Source organism: Methylohalomonas lacus, from assembly GCF_024808875.1.
GTDB classification, from domain to species: Bacteria; Pseudomonadota; Gammaproteobacteria; order Methylohalomonadales; family Methylohalomonadaceae; genus Methylohalomonas; species Methylohalomonas lacus.
Genome location: NZ_JANUCT010000009.1, coordinates 89,334 through 115,832, shown reverse-complemented (window position 1 = coordinate 115,832; position 26,499 = coordinate 89,334). Strand labels below are relative to the sequence as shown.

Annotated in this window: 19 protein-coding genes and 1 tRNA gene; 12 read left to right on the top strand and 8 right to left on the bottom strand. The window is 54.9% G+C overall.

Features of this window, described 5'->3' with window-relative positions:
* From J2T55_RS07965 to J2T55_RS07955, 3 genes are all read right to left on the bottom strand, one after another.
* Positions 1–223, bottom strand: a 223-nt coding sequence (locus tag J2T55_RS07965; protein ID WP_259055436.1) for a transposase domain-containing protein, incomplete at its 3' end; no start/stop codon positions are given.
* Between the two features lie 129 nt (positions 224–352).
* The gene (locus J2T55_RS07960) at positions 353–1,108 is read right to left on the bottom strand and encodes an outer membrane protein (RefSeq protein WP_259055425.1); all 756 of its coding nucleotides are present in this window, start codon (positions 1,106–1,108) and stop codon (positions 353–355) included.
* 194 nt (positions 1,109–1,302) lie between these two features.
* Positions 1,303–2,076: a DUF2189 domain-containing protein gene (locus J2T55_RS07955; RefSeq protein ID WP_259055423.1), complete on the bottom strand. Its 774-nt coding sequence runs from the start codon at positions 2,074–2,076 to the stop codon at positions 1,303–1,305.
* A gap of 334 nt (positions 2,077–2,410) precedes the next feature.
* Here J2T55_RS07955 and J2T55_RS07950 point away from each other — a divergent pair, with 334 nt between their 5' ends.
* Positions 2,411–3,373 (top strand): hypothetical protein, encoded by a 963-nt coding sequence (locus J2T55_RS07950; protein WP_259055421.1) that lies wholly within the window; start codon positions 2,411–2,413, stop codon positions 3,371–3,373.
* A gap of 111 nt (positions 3,374–3,484) precedes the next feature.
* Here the strand turns inward: J2T55_RS07950 and J2T55_RS07945 are convergent, their stop codons facing one another.
* The 5 genes from J2T55_RS07945 to J2T55_RS07925 all read right to left on the bottom strand — a co-directional run bounded on the left by J2T55_RS07945 (position 3,485) and on the right by J2T55_RS07925 (position 8,182).
* The gene (locus tag J2T55_RS07945) at positions 3,485–5,545 is read right to left on the bottom strand and encodes a sensor domain-containing protein (protein ID WP_259055419.1); all 2,061 of its coding nucleotides are present in this window, start codon (positions 5,543–5,545) and stop codon (positions 3,485–3,487) included.
* 440 nt (positions 5,546–5,985) lie between these two features.
* Positions 5,986–6,061: transfer RNA gene (locus J2T55_RS07940), tRNA-Asn, on the bottom strand.
* A gap of 133 nt (positions 6,062–6,194) precedes the next feature.
* Positions 6,195–7,391: a pyridoxal phosphate-dependent aminotransferase gene (locus J2T55_RS07935; RefSeq protein WP_259055417.1), complete on the bottom strand. Its 1,197-nt coding sequence runs from the start codon at positions 7,389–7,391 to the stop codon at positions 6,195–6,197.
* A 250-nt stretch (positions 7,392–7,641) separates the two neighbouring features.
* A complete protein-coding gene (locus J2T55_RS07930) occupies positions 7,642–7,908 on the bottom strand; it encodes a BrnA antitoxin family protein (RefSeq protein ID WP_259055415.1) in 267 nt (88 codons plus the stop codon).
* Complete coding sequence (locus tag J2T55_RS07925) at positions 7,895–8,182, bottom strand: BrnT family toxin (RefSeq protein ID WP_259055413.1); 288 nt, start codon at positions 8,180–8,182, stop codon at positions 7,895–7,897. The genes J2T55_RS07930 and J2T55_RS07925 overlap by 14 nt, the downstream gene beginning before the upstream one ends.
* Positions 8,183–8,392: 210 nt before the next feature.
* Between J2T55_RS07925 and uvrB the strand changes: the two genes are divergently transcribed.
* The 11 genes from uvrB (at position 8,393) to J2T55_RS07870 (ending at position 26,427) form a co-directional block, all read left to right on the top strand.
* Positions 8,393–10,426, top strand: coding sequence for an excinuclease ABC subunit UvrB (gene uvrB / locus J2T55_RS07920; protein ID WP_259055411.1), 2,034 nt, complete (start codon positions 8,393–8,395; stop codon positions 10,424–10,426).
* Between the two features lie 471 nt (positions 10,427–10,897).
* On the top strand, positions 10,898–12,358 hold the full coding sequence (locus tag J2T55_RS07915) for a mannose-1-phosphate guanylyltransferase/mannose-6-phosphate isomerase (RefSeq protein WP_259055409.1): 1,461 nt from the start codon (positions 10,898–10,900) through the stop codon (positions 12,356–12,358).
* 14 nt (positions 12,359–12,372) lie between these two features.
* The gene (locus J2T55_RS07910; RefSeq protein WP_259055408.1) at positions 12,373–13,167 is read left to right on the top strand and encodes an ABC transporter permease; all 795 of its coding nucleotides are present in this window, start codon (positions 12,373–12,375) and stop codon (positions 13,165–13,167) included.
* Positions 13,164–14,381 carry an ABC transporter ATP-binding protein gene (locus J2T55_RS07905; RefSeq protein ID WP_259055406.1) on the top strand — a complete coding sequence of 406 codons (1,218 nt, stop codon included), beginning with the start codon at positions 13,164–13,166 and terminating at the stop codon, positions 14,379–14,381. The genes J2T55_RS07910 and J2T55_RS07905 overlap by 4 nt, the downstream gene beginning before the upstream one ends.
* Positions 14,378–16,039, top strand: coding sequence for a class I SAM-dependent methyltransferase (locus J2T55_RS07900; RefSeq protein ID WP_259055405.1), 1,662 nt, complete (start codon positions 14,378–14,380; stop codon positions 16,037–16,039). Before J2T55_RS07905 ends, J2T55_RS07900 begins: the two co-directional genes overlap by 4 nt.
* Before the next feature lie 205 nt (positions 16,040–16,244).
* Positions 16,245–19,610, top strand: a complete 3,366-nt coding sequence (locus J2T55_RS07895) for a glycosyltransferase (RefSeq protein WP_259055404.1) — start codon at positions 16,245–16,247, stop codon at positions 19,608–19,610.
* Between the two features lie 69 nt (positions 19,611–19,679).
* Positions 19,680–20,660, top strand: a complete 981-nt coding sequence (locus J2T55_RS07890) for an IS30 family transposase (protein ID WP_259055403.1) — start codon at positions 19,680–19,682, stop codon at positions 20,658–20,660.
* A 107-nt stretch (positions 20,661–20,767) separates the two neighbouring features.
* Positions 20,768–22,876, top strand: a complete 2,109-nt coding sequence (locus J2T55_RS07885) for an alkaline phosphatase family protein (RefSeq protein WP_259055402.1) — start codon at positions 20,768–20,770, stop codon at positions 22,874–22,876.
* 208 nt (positions 22,877–23,084) lie between these two features.
* Complete coding sequence (locus tag J2T55_RS07880) at positions 23,085–24,395, top strand: methyltransferase domain-containing protein (protein WP_259055401.1); 1,311 nt, start codon at positions 23,085–23,087, stop codon at positions 24,393–24,395.
* Between the two features lie 54 nt (positions 24,396–24,449).
* Positions 24,450–24,734 (top strand): hypothetical protein, encoded by a 285-nt coding sequence (locus tag J2T55_RS07875; protein WP_259055400.1) that lies wholly within the window; start codon positions 24,450–24,452, stop codon positions 24,732–24,734.
* Positions 24,735–24,858: 124 nt separating this feature from the next.
* Positions 24,859–26,427, top strand: a complete 1,569-nt coding sequence (locus tag J2T55_RS07870) for a YidC/Oxa1 family insertase periplasmic-domain containing protein (protein WP_259055398.1) — start codon at positions 24,859–24,861, stop codon at positions 26,425–26,427.
* Positions 26,428–26,499 lie beyond the last annotated feature (72 nt).

The window sequence follows — 26,499 nt, the reverse complement described above, 5'->3', positions numbered from 1 at the left end:
GCGACAGCTTGTCGCAGACATCGGCAATGGAACGGTTGCGATACAGGCCCATGCCCAGTACCAGCCAGACCACCTGCTCGGCCGGCAGCTTGCGCCTGCGAATGCTCGCTGTACCGCTGGCCTGCAGGGCTTCTTCAATCCAGTCCGCCGGTATCGACTGCTGGAAAACGCTCAGTGAATCCGGTTCAGCCAGCGAGGCCGTTAACCGCAGTTCCTCAGCCATGGACATAAAAAAACTCCCGTATCGGTATCCCGATACGGGAGTCTGATCTCATGCTCCGCTAATGTATACCGCTTAACTGATCGGTATTAGGCCTGGGCCGGGGTTTGTGCTGATCGGTTAGCCCGTCAATCAGAACTTGTAAGCCAGACCCAGCGTTACAGTATGGCTGGTATAGTCGCTCTTGCTCTGAAAGCCGTATGATTCATTCGAAATGGCCGGCAGACCGTCAAAGTCGAGGGAACCGTAATCCGCGTAGCTGTAGTCGAGGCGGGCAAAAAGCCTGCTGGTGATGGCAGCTTCGGCACCGGCCCCCACGGTCCAGCCGACCATGGTCTCGGATTCCGAGGCCTGTATCGTCCCAAATGCCGGGTTACAAAAGTCCGTATCAGCCGGGCAAACAGCGGTCTGCTCCGTGTCCGCTATTGCCAGTCCGGCCGAGGTGTACAGGTGTATGGTGGGCGTGATGAGATAGCCCAGCCGGCCACGCAGACTGCCATGCCAGTCCGTCTCCGTTTCCACGAAACTGAAATCCGGCGGGTCATCATGTGCACCGGGAATAGACGTGCGGGTATCTTCATTATCGGCATAGGCTATATTGCCATCGATACCCACTAAAACCTTCGGACTGACCAGCCAGTTATAACCAAAAAAACCGTTGAAGGTCATGTCCGTACTGTCCAGGGAAGCATTGGGATTGCTCTCGAACGGTATAGACGGCCCGTCGGGGTCTTGGTAGTTTGTGGTTTCCCAGTCTACATCCTCGGCCCGTGGGCCCACCGAGAAACCGGCATATGGGCCGGTCCAGTCAAATGAGTCGTCGGCATACGCGGATTGTGCCAGTAATAGCGAAACAGCCAGTATGGTGAGCCACCTGAATAAAAGCATGTTTATGTCCCCCACTAAATTTTTGTGTTCAGGTTACCAAGTAACATGGCCAACCTTAATTGCATAACTATCTAAAATCAAATTAATTTTTCTTGCCGGGCGTGGCGCTTGTTCGCTGTTTGCGCCGCCCCGTATTGATTCGGTGTGTGCCGAAAGCTGCGATCGGAACCACTCCGGTTCTCTCTCGGGGTCGCTTACTGAACAAGCTCCCGGTAGGCATGCCAGGTGGCATGGCCGAGCAGCGGGTAGATGATGATCATGCCCAGCAGCAGCGTCGCAAAGCCGATGGCGGTCAGGGCCACGATCAGCGCCGCCCATACCAGCATGGCCGGTATATTGGCCGCCACGGTGTGCAGGCTGATGCGCATGGCGGTCGTCGCGCTGATGGAACGATCGATGATCGCCGGTATGGAAACGACCGAAACCAGGAATACGAGCGCAGCCAGTATGCCCCCGACGGCGATATAGACCACCAGCTGCTGCGGCGACAGCATGGCGAGCAGGTCGCCCCACAATGCAGCGCTGAATGCCGGCGCTGGCTGTCCGGCCACGGTCTGCAGGACCAGCGCCGAAAGTAAAAACCACAGCAGGCTGATGCCGAGCAGGCTGGCAGCGAAATGCCAGAGTGCTGTACCGCTGCGGCTCAGCGCATCCAGCGACTCATCGAAGCTGACTGATTCACCGCGCTGGCGGCGGCGCGACAGTTCGCACAGGCCGGTGGCCATGATCGGGCCAACCAGCAGGAAGCCGGAAATGGCGGCCGCCATGAGATAGACATGGGTGGTTGCGAACATCAGGATCACCAGCCCCAGCCCGGTGATCAGCAGGCCATGCGCGATGCTGGCGGCCTTGTGCCGGGCAAGATCCGCCCAGCCGTCGCGAAGCCAGGACAGCGGCCGCAGTGCGGCGACCGTGCGTACCTGGAGTTGCGGTTCCTCTATACCATCCACCTGACTCTGAACACTCATGATTCACTCTCCGATAGTATGGTTGTCTGTTTCCAGCTTAGACCAGTAAGACGCCTGCGCCTATCCCGCGCCAGGCGGATTGTGGCAGGACGCTTGGGGACACTCGGTGAGAATCGATAGATGCAGGGCCGCCGTGGCATGGCTCGGGTGCCCACAACGGCCGTGTCGCCTGTCTTCGTGCAGACTGCCTGGAAGCTGCTGGATTTCCGGTTACGGCGATGGGAGGGTACTATCCGGATGCTGTTATCCATTATCAGGGGGGATATGGTTCGTTCAGCCATAGTGGCGAGAGTGACTTCTGACAAGGGTTGGCTGAACTGCTTGGCAAATTCTGATGATAAAGACATCCATTACCTTTCCGGTGCCCGATCCGCACTTCGTCTTCGTACGGACGCGGCGTCGCAACTCGGGCCTGACGTCGGTGCGGTGGTATGACGACGAAACCCTTTTTGCCGCTGATTTTTCCGCCCGCGCTGTTTATCGGGTTCGCCCGTTCTCCGATCATCCTCTAGACGCATCCATTCCCACACCCGACGGTTCGGGCTGCGCAACGGCGACCGACCTGATGGACTGTCGGGGCGACGTCATGGTCCTGACCAATTTCTACAAAGGGGAAGTCGGTTTCTATACTGTAGGCCCGGACATTTTGCGCTTTGATCGGGTTATCCGTCCGCGCGAGCCCGGTCAACTGATGCGCGATATCCGCTTGTTTGCGGGCCTGGACAGAAAAAAGAAGGCCGGGCGGCTTCCCCGAAAAATACACGGCGCTCGCTTCGTGCCGGGCTATGACGATTTATTGTGGGTCTCGTTTTGTGACCCGCATATCAGGGGCATCGAGATCGTTACACTCAAGGGCAAAACGGTACACTCCCTGAAGACTGCAGAACAGGCGCAGGAAGTCGCATTCATTGAGCATAACGGTATTACATACGCCATCCAGGCTGCACGAACAAACCACATCAGGGTGGATGGCCCCAAAGAAGTGCCCATGTATGCAACCCTCTATGTCTACCGTCTACCCGGCAACCTGAAAAAAAAGCCGCCCAGGCTTATGGTCGCGGAACACTTTCCCGGTCATCTGGATGCCGTCAAGGAGTTTCAGGATTGTGTGTACGGCGCCAACCAGCATGACGATTGCGTGGATGAGTTCGCTTACCGGCCCGAGACCAATAACATCAAGCTGCTGAGAAGAATAAAAGGTTTCGATATGCCGCATGGTCTCGATATCCGTCACGACGGACTCATGGCCGTAACCAACTACGGCACGAACAACGATCTGCGATTTTTGCAATTGTGATCAATCTTCAATGCAGCGGCATCGTCCAGGCGGGTGTGCTGATCGAACTTGTGGCAAGAGGTCCGGATAAGCTGTGGTCAACGCGCAACGGGGCTGTTTCTGGACTGCTTATCAATTACCGAAAGCGGCCTGCAGGTGCTGGTTAAATGTTTCAACGACTTCCGGCCGGCCCATTAGAAACCCCTGGACGTTGGCGCAGTCGTTTTCCAGCAGGAATGTCTTCTGGGCCTCGGTCTCGACGCCTTCGGCAACAACACTGAGGCCGAGCTGTCTCGCCATCAGGATAATGGTCTGGGTGATGACGACGTCGTTGCCGTCGTCGGGGATACCGGAGATGAAACCGCGGTCGATCTTCAACCGGTTCAGTGGGAAGCGCTTAAGATAACCGAGACTGGAATAGCCGGTGCCGAAGTCGTCCATCGCCAGGTTGAGGCCCAGCTCCTGTAGTGCAGCCAGCTGCGCTATGGCGGTTTCCGGCTGGGCCATGACACTGGACTCGGTGATCTCCATTTCAATCCGGGCCGGGTTGCAGCCGGTTTCCGCCAGTATGGCTTTGACCCGTGCAGTGAAGTCCGGCAGGCTCAGCTGGCGGCTGGATAGGTTCACGCTGACGAGCAGATCGGGGTAACCGTTTTCATGCCAGAAGCGGGCCTGGCTGCAGGCCGTGCGCAGTACCCATTCACCCATTTGACAGATCAGACCGGTATCCTCGGCAATGGTAATGAACTGTCCCGGTAAAAGCAGGCCGCGCGTCGGATGCTGCCAGCGGATCAGGGCTTCAGCGCCAGTGACGATATTCTTGTTCAGATCGTACTGCGGCTGGTAGTACAGGAGAAACTCGTCGTTCTCCAGTGCGCTGCGCAGATCATGTTCCAGCTGTATGCGTTCGTGCATTTGCTGATCCATGGCCGGGTTGAAGAAATGGAATGAGTTGCGGCCGGTATCCTTGGCGATATACAGCGCATTGTCGGCATACTTTATGAGCGTCTCGGCATCGACAGCGTCGCGCGGAAACAGGCTGATGCCGATACTGACGGTCAGGTTAAACTGATGTTCAGCCAGTTCGTACGGTGCAGAAAGCATATTGTGCAACCGACCAACGACATGGACGACATCTTCGGCGCTGTTCGGACTGGTCAGCAGCACCAGAAACTCGTCACCGCCCAGTCGACCCACAGTGTCTGCCTGTCGCAGGAATTGCGTCAGACGACGTCCTACCTGTACCAGCAGCTGATCACCGGCACCGTGGCCGAGTGCATCGTTGACATGCTTGAAGCGATCAAGGTCGAGAAACAGCACCGCCAGTAGCTGTTCATGACGTTCGGCATGGGCGAGGGCATGTCGCAATCGATCAATGACCAGGGCCCGATTGGGTAGCCCGGTCAGGCTGTCGTAGTAGGCAAGGCGTTTTATGCGCTCCTCATGGGCCTTGCGTTCACTGATGTCGCGGGCGATGGATAGGTGGTATTCCTGCCCCATATAGCTGAAGTGGGTGGCACTGATCTCGACCGGAAACCGCGAGCCGTCCTTGCGGCGATGGGTTGTTTGCAGCTTGCACTGTCCGGCCTCGGCGGTTTTTTGCCAGTGGTGGTACCAGCGATCGAACGAGAACTCCGGATCCAGATCCGGAATCGTCATGCCTTGCAATTCCTCGTGGGCATAACCGAGCGCCCGGCAGGCCTCTTGATTGACGTAAAGAATCCGGGCGTCGCTGTCGATCAGGTAAATACCCTCATGAACGTTGTTCACTGCCTGGCCCAGAACGGCGCGCTCCTTCTCGACAGCTTTTCTCTGGGTAATATCGCGCGACAGCGCCAGACAATATTCGTGACCGCCGAAATCGAAGCTGCTGGCATTGATCTCGACATTCAGGAAGAGACCGCCATGCGTTTTGTGCCGGCTTTCAAAGCTGAGCGTGCCTTCCGTTCGCATTTTCTGCCAGTAATCGGGCCACTCTGCCATCGGAAAATCCGGATCAATATCACTGATGCCCATGGATTCCAGGGTCTCGCGGCTATAGCCCAGTGCCCGACAGGCTGCCTGGTTCACATAGACAAAACAGCCATTGGCATCGATCAGATAAACACCGTCATGAACGGCATTGACAGCGAATGCCAGCAGTTCGCGATTGTATTCGTGGTCGTCCGGAAATTTGTCGAATGACCTAGGCATTGGCTCCATCACTATGCCCGGTATCCCTACGGACTGGCCCGTGCATTGCGCAGCGCAGGATAAACTGGACGGGATAATGAGGCATTGTGGGGGCTCCGTGTTAAGCCTGCTAGAGGGGCTGGCTGCTACGGTTATTTTTACTGTTGTTAGAAACAGAGTAGTGACTACAGATGAGGCTGTCCATGAGCAGACACCGGACAACCGGTTACGGCTTTAAATTTCGGCGTGGCAGTATTTGTTTATGCAGGCAGGATGGTAATGCGCGCGGTCGCGTCGCCTCAGGCCCATCGATAGTCGACACTGCGCATGCCGGGGGATGCCGGACCCTGGCTGGAATTACCGAAAACGCGGCGCGTGGCCGGTGGCAGGCGTTGCAACACGGCACGTGTGGCGCGGAGAAGTCTATAGACACCTGTTTAAAAACAGATATCTATAAAAAATGGCTCCCCGGGACGGGCTCGAACCGCCGACCTAGTGATTAACAGTCACCCGCTCTACCGACTGAGCTACCGGGGAATAGTGTTCGCTTGTACTGTTGCAACTGAGAAGAGCTGCGTATGTTACTGAGCCGATTCTGATTGGTCAATATATTGATTTTTGACCGGTTATCCGGGTCTTGTTCCGTCCTGGAACCGCACTACAGACCGGTTCAGCCCAGCAGCTTGTTGACTGCCGCCTCCATGCGCTTCAGGCCCTCGCGGATGTGGTCCATGCTGCAGGCGAATGACAGCCGCAGGTAGCCGGGGGCGCCGAAGGCGGAACCGGGCACGACCGCGACATTGCCTTCCTCGAGCAGGTACTCGGCGAACTGCAGGTCGTTTTGGACCTGGCTGCTCTGTTCGATGATGTCCTTGCAGTTCGGGAAAATGTAGAACGTGCCGCCGGCCGGGGCGCAGCGGATACCCTGGATGTTGTTCAGGCCTTCCAGGATCAGGTCGTGGCGTTCCTGGAAGATGTTGCGGATCTGGCTGACGAAGGTCTGGTCGCCCTCGAGTGCCGCCTGGGTCGCCACCTGGGCGATCGAGGTCGGGTTCGAGGTGCTCTGCGACTGGATCTTCTCCATGGCCTCGATGATTGGCTTGGCGCCGGCGGCGTAGCCGATGCGCCAGCCGGTCATGGAGTAGGCCTTGGACACGCCGTTCAGGACGATCGTGCGCTCGTACAGCGCCGGGCAGGCGTTGACGATGTTGTGAAACGCTTCTTCGGCCCAGAGGATGTGCTCGTAGATGTCGTCCGAGGCGATCAGTACGTGCGGGTAGTCGATCAATACCTCGCCGAGCGCCGCCAGCTCGTCTTGGCTGTAGTAGGCGCCGGTCGGATTGGCCGGGCTGTTCAGGACCAGCATGCGGGTCTTGTCGGTGATCGCGGCGCGCAGCTGCTCCGGGCTGATCTTGAATTCCTGGCTGATGCCGGTCTTGATAATTACCGCCTCGGCGCCGGCGAGCTTGGCCATGTCCGGGTACGACACCCAGTAGGGCGCCGGAATGATGACCTCGTCGCCCGGGTTCAGGGTGGCCTGCATCAGGTTATAGATGCTGTGCTTGCAGCCGCAGGAGACCAGGATCTGGTCGAGGCTGTACTCAAGGCCGTTTTCGCGCTTGAACTTGTCGGCGATCGCCTGGCGCAGACCCGGTGTACCGCTGACGGCGGTATACTTGGTAAAACCGGCGTTCAGCGCCTCGATGGCGGCGTTCTTGATGAAATCCGGGGTGTCGAAATCCGGCTCTCCGGCGGAGAGACTCAGGATATCCTGGCCGGCGGCCTTCAGTTTCGCGGCCCGAGCCGATACGGCCAGCGTCGGGGAAGGTTTGATACTGTTGGCACGGTGCGAAACTCTGTCTTCCAAGCGCATGTCTCCTCATCGGCGCGTCATTCAAAAGGCATGTATCATACTGAATTTGGCAGCGCAGCAAAATAGCCCAAAGGCGGCAAATGGCCTGCCGGGGCCAGAAAATCCTTTGCAGTATCGGCTTCCCGTCATTCCGGCCAACTGCAGGGCGAGCCGGAATCCATGCCGCCCGGAGCCTCACCCCGGTCACGACAGACATCAATCTGGAAATACCCGTCGAGTAGCAAATTACTACCGGGCAGGTCTTTTACTTGCTATCCGAATGCCGCTCCATGTAATCCCGTAGAACAGCATTCATGCGGGTCTGGTACTTGGCCCCTTGTGATCGGAACCAGGCGACTAGATCGGCATCAAGGCGCAATGTCACCTGCTTTTTAACAGGACGGTAGAAACGGCCACGGGTAGCGCCCGACCAGTCACTTATCTCGTTAATATCATTCGTGTCGATTTCATCATCCTTTTGTTTCGCAAGATGATCGATCGCCTTGGTGTTACGCTGTTTAACCTTGCTCATAAATTCTTCTTTCACGGGCGGTGGCTTTGCGCGCGGAAATGATACGGATCACTTCGTCATCTTCTTCATCCTGATATGTATGGGCGACGAGCAATACAATCAGTCCCTTGATCAATCCCAGCGTTTGCCAACGTACTTCGCCATTTTCAACTCTGTCCTGTACGGACAGATGATTGGGATCAGCGAAAACCAGGCTGGCAGTCTCGAAGCTCACGCCATGCTTGCGCTGATTTGCCCAATCCTTGGCTGCATTCCATTCAAACCGCACATCCAAATTGTAGTTACAATTTTGTAGTTACGCAATTGAATATCCCGACCCACCAGATTCCCCGTCATTCCGGCCGACCGCAGGGAGAGCCGGAATCTGCCACACCTGGCCCGTCATTCCGGCCGACCGCTAGGGAGAGCCGGAATCTGTATCGCTCGGTGCCGTCATTTCACCTACGCAATGCACTGACCGATCAACGCAGATACAATCAACACCATGTCGGAAAAACAGCACAAACCATTCCAGCTCAAATCCAGCTACGATCCGGCCGGCGACCAGCCCGAGGCGATCCGCAAGCTGCTCGACGGCCTCAACGACGGGCTCGCCCATCAGACCCTGCTCGGCGTCACCGGCTCCGGCAAGACCTTCACGGTGGCCAATGTCATCCAGGAGATGCAGCGACCGACGCTGATCATGGCGCCGAACAAGACTCTGGCGGCGCAGCTCTACGGCGAGTTCAAGGAGTTCTTCCCGGACAATGCGGTCGAGTACTTCGTTTCCTACTACGACTACTACCAGCCGGAAGCCTACGTGCCGTCGTCGGACACCTTCATCGAGAAGGATGCCTCGATCAACGAGCACATCGAGCAGATGCGTCTGTCCGCGACCAAGGCCCTGCTGGAGCGTCCCGACGCGATTATCGTTGCCACCGTGTCGGCCATCTACGGCCTCGGCGATCCGCAGGCCTATCTGAAGATGGTCCTGCACCTGGACCGCGGCGACCCGATCGGCCAGCGTGAACTGCTGCGGCGACTGGCGGCGATGCAGTACACGCGCAACGAGACTGAGCTGCACCGCGCCAACTACCGCGCCCGTGGCGACGTCATCGACATCTACCCGGCCGAATCCGACGGCGAGGCGGTGCGCGTCGAGCTGTTCGACGACGAGATCGAGACGCTGTCGATGTTCGACCCGCTCACCGGCCAGGTGCTGCGCAAGGTGCCGCGCGTAACCATCCACCCGAAATCGCATTACGTCACCGGCCGCGAAACGATTCTGGAGGCCATCGAGCAGATCAAGGTCGAACTCAAGGAGCGGCTGGAGGAACTGAACGCCAACAACAAGCTGGTCGAGGCGCAGCGGCTGGAGCAGCGCACCAAGTTCGACATCGAGATGATGCTGGAGATCGGCTATTGCTCCGGCATCGAGAACTATTCGCGTTATCTGTCCGGCCGCAATCCCGGTGAGCCGCCGCCGACCCTGTTCGACTACCTGCCGCACAACGGCCTGCTGGTGCTGGACGAGAGCCACGTGACCGTGCCGCAGATCGGCGGCATGTATAAAGGCGACCGCTCGCGCAAGGAAACGCTGGTCGAGTACGGCTTCCGCCTGCCGTCGGCGCTGGACAACCGGCCGTTGCGGTTCGAGGAGTTCGAGCACCTGATGCCGCAGGCGCTGTACATTTCGGCGACCCCGGGCAAGTACGAGCTGGAGCATTCCGGTGGCGACGTCGTCGAGCAGGTGGTGCGACCCACCGGCCTGGTTGACCCGGAAGTCGAGGTGCGGGCGGTGTCGACCCAGGTCGACGACCTGCTGTCCGAGGTGCGCAAGCGGGTCGAGGTCGACGAACGTGTGCTGGTGACGACACTAACCAAGCGCATGGCCGAGGACCTGACCGACTACCTGGCGGAACACAGCGTCCGCGTGCGCTACCTGCATTCCGATATCGACACCGTCGAGCGCGTCGAGATCATCCGCGACCTGCGCCGCGGCGAGTTCGACGTACTGGTCGGCATCAACCTGCTGCGCGAGGGTCTCGACATGCCGGAAGTGTCGCTGGTGGCGATCCTCGACGCCGACAAGGAAGGTTTTCTGCGTTCCGGCACGACACTCATCCAGACCATCGGCCGCGCGGCACGTAACCTCAACGGCAAGGCTATTCTCTACGGCGACCAGGTCACCCGCTCGATGCAGCACGCGATCGACGAGACCGAGCGCCGCCGCGCCAAGCAGATTGCCTTCAACGAGGAACACGGCATTACGCCGCAGGGCATCAAGAAGGCGATCACCGACATCATGGAAGGCGCCTACGGCGAAGCCCGCAAGCGCGAGTGGACCAAGGTCGCCGAGGATGACAGCGGTTACGAGGCGCTGTCACCGGAGATGGCCATGAAGAAAATCAAGCAGCTGGAAGAGCAGATGTACAAGCACGCCCGCGACCTGGAATTCGAGGACGCCGCGAAGGTGCGTGACCAGATTCAGAAGATGCAGGCGAAGGGGATGGGGCTGCCGGATACTAAAGCGGGTTAAATTTTACTCCATCCCTGCTCAAGGCTGACGGAGTGGCCTCGATAGTGTGTTCGATAAATTCTTCGTCGAGTGCTTGCGATATAGCTTCAAGCATGAGGCACTATAATTACATGAAATAATGATGGTGCTCATCTTTTACAACATGGCAGAATAAAAGCCAATTTAATCACGAGGAAATTGGTTTATACATTGAGATCCGGTTCACGGATACTGAGGCCCGGTTAACGTAAAATCCCAATATCAGCGGCGTAATTTAAATATCACTGCTATCAGTACCGGAAAGTAGCTTAACATGAGTCAAGCGCTGTATAGCAAAATACTCTCTCTCGAAGTAAGTAGGTAGAATACCTTGGTGTTGAACTGTTTATTAGTAGTTGCTTTTAGAGTGATGCGGAGCTTTCAGAACACGCTGTAATTGGAAGTTGTTACTCAGGGAAATTAATAATATAGAGAAATGGGAGAGAGAATTTCATGACGCCTCGTGAATCTATTTTACCGATTATCCTATCTGGTGGCATGGGGGATCGGCTATGGCCGCTCTCGCGCCAGTCATTCCCAAAACAATTTCTGTCGTTAGCTGGCGAAAAGAGCCTGCTTCAGGAGACGGTAGAGCGTTTATCTTGCCTCGGTGACATCCTTGCACCACCCGTTTTCGTGAGCAATAAAGAACATCGCTTCCTGATTGCACAGCAGGCCAGTGAATGCCGGATTGCGCCAGGACCGATTCTGCTGGAACCGGTTGCGCGCAACACGGCCCCTGCGGTGGCCGCCGCCGCCCTGGAGGCAACCCGCGAGGATCATGATCCCTTGCTACTGGTATTGCCAGCCGACCACATAATCCGTGACACCGAGGCATTCGCGACTACAATTGAACAAGCAGTACAGGGCGCCGCCGCAGGCGCGCTGATGACATTCGGTGTTGTTCCGGCCTATGCCGAAACCGGCTACGGTTATATCGCCGCGGGCAAACCGCTGGAACGTCAGTGCGCGGGTGGCGAGCTGGTGATATCTTCTCTACGCCAGGTCGAGCAATTCGTGGAAAAGCCTGATCAAGAGACCGCCGAATATTACCTGACCGCTGGTAACTATCTGTGGAACAGCGGCATGTTTTTGTTCAGGGCCAGCCGTTACCTTGATGAGCTGGATACGTACGAGCCGGAGATGAGCGAACTCTGTAGAGAGGCGCACCGGAATGCTGAACGCGAACGCGACTTCATCCATCTGGAGAGGAACGCCTTTGCACAGGTGCATAAAGAATCTATCGACTACGCGGTCATGGAGCATACGAGGACCGCTGGTGTGGTAGCACTGGATGCCGGCTGGAGCGATGTTGGTTCGTGGTCCATATTGCATGACGTTGTCAATAGCGACTGCGATAATAATCAACTCGAAGGTGATGTCTTGCTGGATGACGTTAACGGGAGCTACATTCGCGCCGAGAACCGGATGGTGGCTGCGGTAGGTCTCCAGGACCATATCATTGTGGAAACCAGGGATGCTGTGCTCGTAGCGACAAAGGATCGTGCACAGGATGTCAAACGCATCGTCAGCAGGCTGCGTGACTGGCAGCGTAGCGAGGCGAACGAGCATGCTTTGGTACACCGCCCATGGGGCACCTATGAGACGGTAAATTTGGGCGAGCGCCATAAGGTTAAGCATATTACCATCAACCCCGGTGCAAGCCTGTCCCTGCAGATGCACAACCACCGTGCAGAACATTGGGTCATCGTTAAGGGCACGGGCAAGGTAACCTGTGGTGATGAGACCTTTGTACTCGGCGAGAATCAGTCAGCCTATATCCCCGCGGGCGAGACCCATCGTCTGGAGAATCTGGACGCCGAGCCGCTTGAGCTCGTCGAGGTACAATCGGGCTCCTACCTGGGTGAGGATGATATTGTCCGTTTTCACGACAACTACGGTCGCACGAACTGACTCAGTGGAATAACATGCTCGGACTACTCTGCGGTGCGTGGGCGTACCGCTATTTTATCCTGTCGTCTATTCGCAATGACCTGACGCTGCGCTTTGCCCGCAGTAAGCTTGGCGGTGTGTGGATGATTATCCATCCGCTGGTGATGGTGGCGATCTACGCCTTCATCCTGTCTGCCGTGCTTCAGGCCAAACTACCGGGTATCGATAATCGCTATGCATACGCGATCTACCTGACCGCGGGCATTATGGCCTGGACGTTGTTCACTGATATAGTCACCCGTTGTCTGACACTATTCATCGAACATGGCAATCTGATGAAGAAGATGGTCTTCCCCAAGGTAACGTTGCCGTTGATCGTTCTTGGATCGTGTCTGGTGAACAACTTCTTCCTGTTCCTGGCCGTGCTTGGCATATTCGCCACGCTGGGCCATTACCCGGGATGGGAGATCCTCTGGCTGCCCCTGCTCATGGGGGTTACTGCCTTGTTCGGTCTGGGTATCGGCCTGCTGATGGGTGCCATGAATGTTTTCATGCGGGACATAGGCCAGGTAGTACCCGTTGTGCTGCAGGTCGGCTTCTGGCTAACGCCCATCGTCTATCCCCTAAATATCGTACCGGAACAGTTCACGGAATGGCTTAGCCTCAACCCCATGTTCCCTGTAGTCTCCGCCTACCAAGCCGTATTCGCCTATCAGACATCGCCGGAACTGGGTGGACTGGTGACAATAGGCGGAGTAGGTGCGTTGTTGCTGTTGGCCGGCCTGTTCGTCGTCCGCCGCGCCAGCGCCGAAATGGCAGACGTGCTATGAGTCTGATGGACGTCCAGAACGTGAGCAAGGCTTTCCGGGAGTATTCCTCGGAGTGGAAGCGCGTCGTCCGCTGGTTCGGTGTGCCCACCAAGCCTTCTGAGGAGAACTGGGTGCTGCGCAACGTCAGCTTCTCCATCGGGGAAGGTGAAGCTATCGGCATCGCCGGCCAGAACGGCGCCGGCAAGAGCACCCTGCTCAAGATCATCACCGGTACGTTGTTGCCCACGGAAGGCAGCGTCACGGTCAACGGCCGCATCGCCGCGATGCTGGAGCTGGGTATGGGGTTCAATCCCGAGCTGACCGGCCGGCAGAATGTCTATCATGCCGCTGGCCTGATGGGCTTTTCGGAGGCGGATATCGACAGCGTCATCGACGAGATTGAGGCCTTCGCCGAGATAGGCAACTACTTTGACGAGCCCGTCAGAACGTACTCAAGTGGCATGCAGATGCGGGTGGCATTCTCGGTGGCCACCGCGTACCGGCCCGAGGTTCTTATCGTGGATGAGGCACTGTCAGTAGGCGATGCGTATTTCCAGCACAAGAGTTTCGATCGCATTCGCACTTTTCGCGAGCAGGGCACCACACTGCTTATCGTCTCTCACGATCGTACCGCCATACAGTCGCTCTGTGACCGTGCGATCCTGTTGGAGAATGGCGCCGTAATCAAGGACGGCAATCCCGAAGAGGTCTTCGACTTCTACAACGCGATTATTGCGGAGAAGGATAACAGCACGGTCAAGGTCAGGAAGCTCGAGAACGGGAAAGCGCAGACTAAATCGGGTACGGGAGAAGCGACGGTTATCAGCGCAAGTCTCCTCAACGAGGCAGGGGATAGTGTCTATACAATCAACGTTGGTGAGCCCGTTCGCCTGGCAGTCGACATAGCCGTAAAAAAGGATGTGGAACAGCTCGTACTCGGATATCTGATCAAGGATCGACTGGGGCAGCCAGTATTCGGCACGAATACCTACCACATGAATCAACCCCTGAACTTCGTCCAGGCCGGTTCCGAGTATTCATATACTTTCCAGTTCCGTGCCTGTCTGGGGATTGGCAGCTATTCGATCGCCGTCGCCCTGCACGGCGGTGGCAGCCATGTTGGCCATAATTATGAATGGCGGGACATCGTGATCATGTTCAATGTTGTCAATATGAATCGGGAACAGTTTGTGGGCGTTAGCTGGTTGCCCCCAACGGTGAGCTGTACCAAATGACTGACGGTTTTTATCGGGCATTCGAGGAAAGGCACCGCGGTTTACGCGAGGTCATAAAAGCGCGCATGAGCGCATACCTCCCTTTTATCCAGGGACTCCAGGAGCTTGGGAGGGAGTTGCAAGCGTTGGACCTTGGCTGTGGCCGCGGTGAATGGTTGGAGTTACTGGCCGAAAACAGCGTCAATGTCCAGGGCGTGGATCAGAATGAGGGTATGCTCCAGGCATGCCTGGATAGAGAGCTCAACGTGGTCAGGAAAGACGCACTCGAATATCTGAAGCAGCAGAGCGATGGCAGCTTTGATATCGTATCGGCATTTCATTTTGTCGAGCATATTCCCTTTGCCTCGCTGCAGACGCTAGTGAAGGAGGCTTTACGGGTTCTCAAACCCGCGGGTCTTCTCATCATGGAAACGCCCAACCCGGATAACGTGGTTGTAGGTGCATCAGGATTTTACATGGATCCGACCCACACGCAGCCAATCCCTGCTCCGCTGCTGGCCTTTCTGACCGAATACCAGGGTTATGCCCGGCAGAAGGTCCTGGGCCTCCAGGAACCGGAAAGTGTACGGAGTGATGATCATATCGGGCTCCGGGATGTTCTCTTCCATGTCAGTCCCGACTACGCGGTTGTTGCACAGGCCCCCGCCAATGAAGAAGCTCTTGCCGTACTGGATGCTGCCTTTGAGCAAGAGTATGGGCGGAGCTTGGGCGAGCTGTGCCAACGATTCGATCAGGGCCTTGGCGAGAGCTTTGAGATGCTCCGAGACAGGCTCGATCGTTCAGAAGGGGCACAATCCGATATGGCAATACGTATCGCGCGTACGGAATCCCTTGCGTCTGAGATTGCAGCACTACGAGCGGAAGCTGGCGAGCATAAGGGACGTGCCGAGGCACTGCAATCGGAATTGGAGACAGCTCATACACGGACAGAAAGACTGGAGTCAGCTTTGGCGACGGTGCAAAGCCGTGTCGAGCAGTTGTCTTGCGATCTATCGGACCGAGACCGGGAACTTGAGACTACACAGAGTCATATCGAACTGCTCCGCAGTGACCTATCTGACAAGAACGATGCAATTGCATCGGCTCAGGCGGCGCTTGAAGAGCAGCAGGCGCATGGCCAGTGGCTGCAGAACGAATGGAATGCTGCCACAGTCAAAATTGATGAGCTGAACAAATCGGCTCATCGCTGGTGGCAGACCGCGGAAAGCCTCAACACGGAACTTCAGGCCGTTTACAGAAGTAAATCGTGGCGCGTTACCTGGCCGCTGCGCAAAGCAATGGTACTTGTCAAATGGCTGCTACGTTTGCCTATAAGGTTCGCGAGCGCGATGATTCACCTGTCGAAAGTGTTAGCTCGCTGGTTTGTGGCTAAAGCTATAGCATTTGTGCTACGCAGGGATGGACTAAAGTGGCGGGCTTTTCAGTGGGTCAACCGCCATTCCCGCCTGAAACAGCGACTCAAGGCGCTGGTGCGTGACCGAGGCCTGATCAGCGCCCAGAATGACGGGGATCTGGAATCCACTGCTAGCGGAAGTTTAGAAACATCTGAGTATGCGTTCGAGCCGGGCGATGATGATAATGAAATGGCTACTCTGACGCCCAACGCCAAGGCTATTTATAAGCAATTGAAAGGTCATGTCGACGACAAGGATCGCTAATAATCGTGATGCTGCCTGGTTTTTGTCAATCGAGTTTTCGCCCCGAACATTTGTACATGATGGGACAATGCGATTTCCGCGGGCGGTTCTCCGCGCGACTAGATCGCTCTTTTTTAGTAGACACTCAGTTCTTGTTCAGAAGTTCCATGAATATGAGCATTAAGAAGAATTGGGCAAAATGACGGATGGTGGTAAAAAGTATTAGATGCGACTCCTGATTGATCTTCAGCTTAGCCAGACGACGATTAACGAGGGTGGCAAAAGCGAATTGTCGCTGGATCTAGCCCAGTCCTTGGCCGAGCAAAGCGGCACACACGAAATATGGCTGCTCCTCAATGAGGCGTTACCCGATGCCGCCCAAAAAGTGCGATCACGGTTTTCGGAGTCGGTACCCGGGGAGCGTATTCGTACCTTCGATCCGCCCCAACCCCTTAATGAAGTCGAGCCGGGCAATGCATGGCGTGTGCGGGCGGGCGAGTTGTTACGCGAGCAATACATCATCAATATAAACCCTGATGTCATTTTCGTACCCAGCGTATTCAGTGGGTACCGTGACGATGTCGTCGTGTCGGTTGGTCATCTGGCGTATGCGAATAGGACTGCCGTTTTCGTGCAAGACTCGGAAGATCCGGTGTGTGCCAATCTCACTATCGAGGATGCGGCTGAGCGTGATTACTATTATCGACGTTTACAGTCGTTGAAAAATGCAGGGCTCATTTTGACTGCCTCGGAGGAGCAACGCGACCTTATTATCAAAACACTCAGTTTGTCTGATGAGCGGGTGGTGAATCTCGGCGCTTATTGCGATTATGGACTGGAGGACCAAAAGCCGTTGACCCACAGCGACAGCTGGCGCGCAGCGTACGACAGGCAAGTCGCCGATCCCGGCAGCAACCTGCCGCAGGTGTCGGTGGAGTACGCCGCGGATAAGCTATTGAATAGCTTGGAGAAGCACAGTGAATCGATTGTTGAGCAGGCGGCGAGTGCGCTGGTTGGCTCAAGCCAGCTCCCCAGGCTGGCATACGTATCGCCATTGCCCCCAGCACGGACCGGGATTGCTGACTACAGTGCCGAGCTGCTTCCGGAGCTAGCACGTTATTACGGCATCGAGCTTATCATGGAACAGCCAGAGGTCTCGGATCCTTGGCTGTCGGCTAATTTCGTCATCCGCGATGTCGCGTGGTTCGAAGAAAACGCCGAGCACTACGACCGTATTCTCTATCACGTAGGAAACAGTTCATTCCACTGGCATATGCTGGATCTCCTAGAGAGGTTTCCCGGTGTGGTGGTATTACATGATTTTTATCTCGGCCATCTGTTAGCACAGGACGGTTTGGCACTGGAACAGGCCTTGTATGACTCCCATGGCTATTTGGCGTTGACAGATCTGTACAGTTCCGGTGTGAAGGCCACTATCTGGAAGTACCCGGCCAACTATCAGGTGCTCAGGAACGCACAGGGGGTAATCGTTCACTCGCAGTTTGCGATCGAGCTTGCTCGTCAATGGTATGGCAAGCAAGTGGCCAGGGAGTGGACTAAAATCCCTCATTTGCGCGCCATACCGTCGCCGAGTTTTGATCGGGCGGAGGCACGCAGGCGGCTGGGCATTGGCGAGAATGAGTTTATCGTCTGTTCCTTTGGCTTGCTCGGTCCGGCGAAGCTCAACCACAGGCTGCTTGAGGGTTGGCTGAAATCGGGCGTGGCTTCGGACAGATTTAGTCAGTTGGTGTTCGTGGGCGCAACGCAGGGTGATGAGTACTGCGCACGGCTGGAACGTGCGATACAAGCTTCCAGTACTAGCAAACGTATTCGTGTGACCGGCTTTGCCAGCCACCAGGAGTACCGTCTATGGCTGGCTGCGGCCGATGTCGCGGTGCAGCTCCGGAGCAACTCGCGCGGGGAAACCTCAGGTACAATATTGGACTGTCTTATTACTGGGCTACCCCTGATATTGAATGCGCACGGGTCGATGGCTGAAGTTCCGGACGATGTAGCTGTTAAGCTGGAGAATGAGTTCGATAAGCAATCCCTCTCCGCGGCCCTAGATCAACTTTATGAGTATCCGGAACTGCGAGATCGGTATAGTCGGACGGCCCAGGCGTACATCCATAGAGTGCATGCCCCGGAGCACGTAGGCCGCCTCTTCATGGAATCAATCGAAAGGTACGCCAATGAATCCAGTCAGGTTTTGGATCAATGTTTAATAAGCAAAGTCCGGCATATAAATGTAAATGCTCATCCGAGCACAGATGATCTGGAGAGGTTATCCAAGGCTGTGCCTCGTGCATGTCTTGCTCATCATCCGCAGCTTTTAGTGGATGTATCGGCGATTGTACGTGAAGATCTTCGGACTGGTGTTCAGCGCGTCACCCGCGCTCATCTACTTGAGTTATTAGCCAGCCCACCTAATGGCTATCGTGTTGAACCTGTCTATCTAACCGACGAAGGCGGCGTGTGGCACTACCGCTACGCACGGCAGTATACGCTCGGTCTGCTTGGGCTGAATGAAACGCACATGCATGATGAACCGGCAGAGGCGCGGAACGGCGATATTTTTCACGGGCTCGATCTCTTCGGCGGAGGTGTCGTCGAAGCCAGCAATGCCGGTCTTTATGCACATTGGCGGGCACGGGGCGTGCGCATCTGCTTCACTGTGTATGATCTTCTACCTGTGCTGCGGCCTGACTGGTTCCCGGACGGCGCCGCATGCCATCACGAATACTGGTTGCAAACGGTTGCCCAGGAAGCCGATGCGGTCGCATGCATATCAAGAAGTGTTGCCGATAAGTTCTTGCAATGGATGCAAACCGAGGGAATTACACGGAAAGATGAGATCGTGGTAAAGTCCGCCCCTTTGGGCGCCGATCTCGCCGCGAGTGTGGCAACTAAAGGCCTGCCTTCAGAAGCACCTCGCACGCTAGAGCAGATAAGAAGTAGACCAGCCTTTGTTACGGTGGCGACTATTGAGCCCCGCAAGGGCTATCTTCAGCTGCTGGATGCATTTGAGCAGCTCTGGAGTAACGGATGGGATGTCAACCTCGTCATCGTTGGGCAGGAAGGGTGGCGGGACCTGGCGGATAGCCAGCGACGAACCATCCCCGAGATTGCATCTCGTATTCGTAAGCACGAGGAGCGCAATCGGCGCTTGTTCTGGCTCGCGGGTATAAGCGACGAATATCTGGAACAGATCTATGCGGCGTCAACCTGTCTGATTGCCGCTTCGGAGGGCGAAGGCTTCGGGCTGCCGCTTATAGAGGCGGCGCAGCATCGGTTGCCGATTATTGCGCGAGATATTCCTGTATTTCGGGAAGTGGCGGGTGATTACGCTTATTACTTTTCAGATGATAATTCGCCGGAAGAATTAGCGAAGGATGTTGAAAAATGGTTGACACTGTATGAAACAGACAACCATCCTAAATCAGAGGGAATGCCTTGGCTTACCTGGCACGAGAGTGCTGGGCAACTGAAGAAAATATTGATACCCGACTCCTCATCGGAGCACTTAGATGAACGCCTCTCGGGAACGTTCCAGAAATCGGTTAAGGAAGATTCTGGAGATTTACATTTTTAGTTTGGCGGTCTCTAGTTCCTAGCGCAACACGATGATAATAATGATGCCATTATTGAGGAGTCGTGTTGCATGTCAAAGAGTTATCAACGCATGAATCTGGCCGAGCGCGAGGAACTCAGTATTCGTCATGCCCAGGGTCAGGGTATTCGGGTTATTGCCCGACAGCTCGGGCGCAGTCCCTCGACCATCAGCCGGGAACTGGCGCGTAATCGCACCGGCTTCTATTACCGGGCGGTCACAGCCCAGAACAAGGCGGCCAGGCGCTGTTTTCGCAAGCCACGGCGACTGGCCGTGGACGGCCGACTGCGTCACACTGTCTTCAGTCTGTTGCGCCGGCAGTGGTCGCCGCAACAGATCCGGGACCGACAACGCCGACAGCATCCGCATGAACCGAGTCTGCAGGTGAGCGCCGAGACCATATACAGTTATCTGTATGTCCTGCCGCGCGGCGAACTGCGCCGCGAGCTGTTGAGTCATTTGCGTCAGCATCGCAAACATCGCCGGCCGCGCAGCCGCGGCGCGGACCGGCGCGGTCAGATCCCCGAGATGATCAGCATCGAGGAACGCCCGGCCGAGGTGGCCGACCGGACGATCCCAGGTCACTGGGAAGGCGACCTCATCCTGGGACGCGGTCACCAGTCCGCGCTGGGCACGCTGGTTGAACGCACCACGCGCACCGTGTTGCTGGTGCGGCTGTGGTCTCAGGACGCCACCAGCGTGCGCCAGGCCTTTGCCCGCAAACTGCGCCATGTACCCAAACAGATGAAGCTGTCGCTGACCTATGACCGTGGCAAGGAGATGACCGAGCATCGGCTATTCACCCGCGACACGAAAATGGCGGTTTACTTTGCCCATCCGCAAAGTCCCTGGGAGCGTGGCACCAATGAAAACACTAACGGCCTTATCCGCCAGTACTTTCCGAAGGGAACCGATTTCAATGAAGTCAGTGCGTATCAAATCCGTAAGGTCCAGGACCGATTGAATGGCCGTCCCCGCAAAGTACTTGATGCGCAAACACCATTCGAAGCCTTTAATGAACTGTTGCGTTAGAATCTAGAGACCAACTTTAGTAAAATCTGACCTTTATGATTAAAAACTCACTAATCGACTTCAGGCGCGCCGTTATTTCTGTTGCCCTACCATGGATAGTTCTTCTGGTGGCGCCACTGACATTTTTTTATGGTAATCGGGCTGAGTTCGATTTTGCCCTTGATGATGTACTTGTGCCATTGGCTACTATCTTCATAACTGCTGCGGTCATACTGTATCTGTTCCTTTGGCTAGCACAACAAGGGGGTTGGAGGAAGAAGCACTTTCTCTCCGCACTGTTAGTGGCACTAGGAGGATGCGCTTTCATTCAGTCGCAAATTCTCGTTTGGGAATTCGGCCCGCTTGACGGCAGGGGGGTTGACTGGGATGGCAGGTATATAGAGCAAATTATAGAGGTGTGCGTTTGGAGTCTGATATTACTTGGTACTTTTGTATTTAGTCGCAAATATACGAATTTGCCATATAATTTCGCTACTGTCCTGGTATTGGCAGGTGTTCTTTCTATCGGCGGTACCTGGTTTACGAGTTCTAAAGGGCATACTACTGAATATGTATCTACTCGCGCTAACGTCTTGCATCCAGAAAATAATACTATACTAATAGTGCTTGACACGTTTCAGTCAGGTGCCTTCTCGCAAATACTTGAAAGATATCCTAAGGATGCCAGGGCTTTTGACGGGTTTGTATTTTATCCAAATGCTGTCGCCGGTTTTCCTACTACATATCCTTCTATACCATATATTTTGACGGGTAGGCAATATCAAAATAAGGAACCTATAGAAAAATTTGCCATGAGTTCATATGCAGCTAAAGGATTACCAAAATACTTTTATGAAGCTGAATATGGTCAATCTTATAGTGCATTGGTCCCAAAATCTTTAAACGGTATTGAAGAATACAATGCGGAGGTACAGAGCAAAGGGGGGATATTGAGAGGGCAAGATACCAAAGAGGGTATTCATGCGTTTGTACAATTAGTGGATGCTGGACTTTTTCGTGTGATGCCTACATCGTTGAAACCATTCATTTATAATGAGGGTGCTTGGCTTATATCTCATTGGCTTGTTTCAAGTCTTCCACCCACGCAACATAGAGTTGATATCCGGTTTATTGATTGGCTAACAAGTAATTTGGTTACTAAATCGGATAATCGGGGAGAATTTCGTCTCTACCATTTCTTTGGTGCCCATTTGCCGCTGGTTATGGACGAGAATCACCGATATCAGCCTAATTTGGATTTATCCTGGGATAACTACGTTCAGCAGGCCCGTGGCAGTTTGAAGATGGTTTCTAGACTGCTGGAATCACTTAAAAAAAACAAGGTTTATAATAATGCGAACATAATGGTTATTTCAGATCATGGGACAATGACATTTGCACCACGAGAGAGCAGATGTGAAGACGAGTGGGGATGTGATATCAATGAGAATCGTCACGCTTCAGGAATGCCATTATTTCTGTACAAACCTGCAAATTCACAAGGCGCAATTCGGGTTACGGATGAGGCCGTTTCTTTGGGCGATATTTCATGTTTATTGAGCATTGAATATAAACTGGACGATTGCGAAAGGAGCAAGTCAGTAAGGGCTGGGGAAAGATACTTTTACTGGTATAATTGGGGACATGAGTACTGGGGTAAGAAGTATATGCCGCCACTTACTGAGTATCGGGTTGATGGTCATGCCCATGATGCGTCGGCGTGGCAGGAAACCGGTCGAGTTTTTACTAGAGAGGGTATAAAACATGTCGATCTTTTGCCCAATGTTAGGAATGGAGAAAAGATCAGTTTGGTCAATGCCGATAGTAATGTCTATGTTGCGTTTGGTTGGAGTCCATCAGAGGGCTCACACCGTTGGACAGATGGGGGGGTTGCTGGAATCGAGTTTGAAATCTCGCGGATTCGAGGCGACGAAGACATTGCATTTCAATTAGCTGCGGCCCCGTATCTGGCGCAGGGTAAAATCGAAGAGCAACAGGTTGAAGTGATCGCCAATGGATACAAGCTTGATACTTGGGCAATTAGCAAGAAGGGTATCTTTGATGTGAGAATTCCGGCTAAAGCGATTGGTGAAAAAGGGCACGTTCAATTGTCATTGAATATTTCCAATCCCGCGGCACCTAGCTCTTTCGGGCATTCAAATGATAATAGAAATCTCGGTTTGGCTGCACATTGGTTTCGATTGAGAGATCTAGAGAATCGTTCAGTGTCGAGATGATAGATAGGTTAGCTCCTCTTTTTTTGTTTTGCTTCTTGAACAGATGTAATGATGTGAATTGGTAGTATCAAGATATTCTAGGAGGCATATTATCAAGAATAAGTCGGAAAGCAGACTTTATGCGGGGGCTGGATATACCGTATCGCATGCTTCCTTCCGTGATCCATCAGGTTTTATTTTTCATAATAGAGGGAAAATTTACCGTCAGGTGAATAATTCGTATCGTGATAATTATGATTACTTGATGGGATCCGGGCTTTACCAGGACTTGGTGAGCCGTGGCTGGCTGGTTAGCCATGAAGAGGTGGCAGGCGTTACAGCAGATTCATCGAAAGCTTATCGAATCCTTCGGCCTGAACAGATTGAGTTCATTTCTTACCCTTATGAGTGGAGCTTCAGTCAACTTAAGGATGCCGCTTTGCTCACCCTGGATATGCAACTGAGAGCACTGAGTTACGATATGACGCTCACGGATGCTTCTGCCTATAACGTGCAGTTCCATGAAGGGCGGCCTGTCATGATAGATACGTTGTCTTTCCACAAGTATACGGAAGGGTCGGCGTGGGCGGGGTACCGTCAGTTTTGTCAGCACTTTCTGGCGCCGTTGGCGCTTATGGCCGGAGTGGACGTGCGGCTGAACCAGTTATTACGGGTTCATATTGATGGTATTCCACTGGATCTCGTGAGCCGTCTGTTGCCGCGTCGGACCTGGTTTAAGCCTGGCTTGGCGATACATGTCCATATTCATGCGAAGACCCAGAACGCTCAGGCCGCTACTGATCACACCAAGCGGGGCAGCTCGCGATTCCAGCACGTCAGTCAGGACGGTCTCATCAGTATTCTGCAGGGGTTGCGGAAGACCGTGGCGAAGCTCGACTGGCAGCCAGCCGGGACTGAGTGGGCGGATTACTATCAGGCCACGAATTACACTGACGAGGCCTTCGAGTTCAAACGAATGCTTGTCGGCGAGTACCTGCAACAAGTTCGGCCTCAAGATGTATGGGATCTGGGGGCGAACACTGGGGAGTTTAGTCAAGTGGCGGCAAGCCTCGGGATTCCGACACTCGCCTTTGACATTGATCCGGCCGCCGTAGAGACGAATTACCGTCGGGTGCGGGAGCGGGGTGAGAGTAATCTCTTGCCGCTGCTGCTCGATCTGTCGAATCCCAGCCCTGGACTTGGCTGGAATGAGAGGGAGCGGGCATCGTTTACGCAGCGAGGGCCAGCGGATTGTGTGCTAGCGCTGGCACTCATTCATCATCTGTCGATATCGAATAATGTCCCATTCGACCGTGTCGCGGAGTTCTTTGCGGATGTCTGCGGGCACCTTGTGATAGAGTTCGTGCCCAAACGGGATAGTCAGGTACAGCGGCTGTTGCGAACCCGTGAGGACATCTTCGGGGAATATGACCAGGAGCACTTCGAGGAGGCGTTCCGGCAATATTTTGATATCCGAAGAGCGGAACCCATCAGGGGTTCGGAAAGAGTGCTGTATCTCATGGAAAAGCGTCAGTCCTGAGACAGGGCTTACGCCAAGGACCAAATTTAGTTGAAGAGAGAGAGAGTTCCAACAATGCATACAAATAACCGCCGTTTCGTTATCGCCGTTGTGGGGTTGAATGCCTTCGTTTTCTCTGCGCCGGTGTTCGCGTACCTGGATCCGGGAAGCGGCAGTGTGCTGCTTCAGGGGATCCTGGCAGCGCTGGCTGCGATTGGCGTTACAGTCAAACTTTATTGGCATCGCCTCCTGCGGCTGCTTGGGCTCAAGCGGAAGAGTGCTCAGAAGGGTACAGAACAGGCCGGGAGCGGCAATTATCATCACGAGGAGGCCGATTCTTCGCAAAAGGATGATTCGTAAACGATGCGATTACGCGCGTTTTATCGCACCAATGCGGGGATATGCGCGCGGTTGCTAGCTAGCAGCGAGCTATGCCCCTAAGTCTTGTGCAATCCAACGCGCGATTCATGTTTGGAGCTGCAGGATGAAGCTGACACTTGGGGGGTATGCATGCCTGGTGGTGACATTCATGATTTTTGTCACGCTATCGGCCCCAGGAAAGACCGGTAATGCGGCCCTCCTGGAGGCTCATAGCCTGAATCTGGGCTGGGAGGACGCCAACTCGGCGATCACAGAGTGGCAGGTTCAGTCCGGAGAGAGTGAGTGGGTATCACTCGTGACCCGCGACGCCCCGGCCAGCGTTATCAGCCGTCACCTGCTACTCGAAGGCTTCGGTAGTGCCGCAGATGGAAGCTGGAAGGCTACCGGCGCGGGATTGACGTTCAATGGCACCCTGGCTGGTGGTCGATTGAGTGTCCGGCAGACTCTGGCGCCTGTGGAAGGAGAATACCGGCTACGTTATCGCGTACACATCGAGAATGTTTCCTCGGCGCCGCTACGCTCGGATAGCGATCAGACGCTTCGCTTGCATCTTGGCCCTGGTCTGGGCGAATACCCGACCGATGGATACGGCATCGCAGATACGCTGTATTCATTCGTGGAACCGGTGGTTTCGATCGGCAAGGAGGTCAGGCGCATGTCGTTGCAGGAGGCCGGCGACACGGCGGTGCAGGACTTGGCTGACCCTGAAGCGCTCGACTGGGCAGGATTGCACAGCCGTTACTTTGCCCTGGTGGTTGCGCCGGAACGCGGGAATGGGGTCAATGCAATCGACGTTCGGTTGCCGGACGAGGAGGCCGCAACGTCCCTGCCGCCCCGTTATTTGCCTTCTATTGTTCTTCAAGTGCCGACTCAGGTACTTAAACCTCAGGAATCGGTTACGCGGGAATTTCTGATTTTTTCAGGACCGAAGTCCGGCTCCGCACTTGCAGAGGGAGTGGGAGATTTTAGCGGTTTGTCCTTCGCCGGGATGTGGAATTGGCTGCGCGGCTTGTGCATCTGTTTGCTCACGATTCTCGGACTGATTCACTCGATGGTGCCAAACTGGGGCATTTCCATTATCCTGCTCGCGGTATTGGTGCGGCTGGCCCTGTATCCCATAGCTCAGCGTGCGATGGCGAGTCAGCATGCGTTTTCCGAAGTACAGAAGACAATCCAGCCTGAGCTGCGCGACATCAAGAACAACTATCGAGGTGAAGAACAAAGTGAGCGAATCCTGGCGCTTTACCAGCGGTACAGTGTCAGTCCACTGGCCGGGCTAAAGCCGCTGCTCATAGTATTGATTCAGATTCCGGTCTTCGTGGCGCTTTTCCATGTGCTGGGGCAGGCCTACGAACTTCGCGCAACTCCCTTTCTGTGGATTGAAAGCCTTGCAGAACCGGACAGGCTGTTTTCGCTGGGGATTAGCGTTCCCTATTTCGGTTCGCACTTCAATCTATTGCCAATATTGCTGGCTTTTACTACTCTGCTGACCATTAAAATGGCGCCGGCACCGGCTGCGGATGAAAGCGCTCGATATCGACAGAATATCTTTCTGGTAATTATGGCGCTCGGGTTTCTCGTGTTGTTCTATCCTTTTCCGTCGGGAATGGTACTTTACTGGACGGTGGCGAATCTCCTGCATTTGGCGCAGCAGTATATAGTCGAACACTAAGGCCGAGACCGTATGTCGGACTACGATGGGAGGCTTGGATAAACATTGGATATGGTATTTAGCCTCAACGTT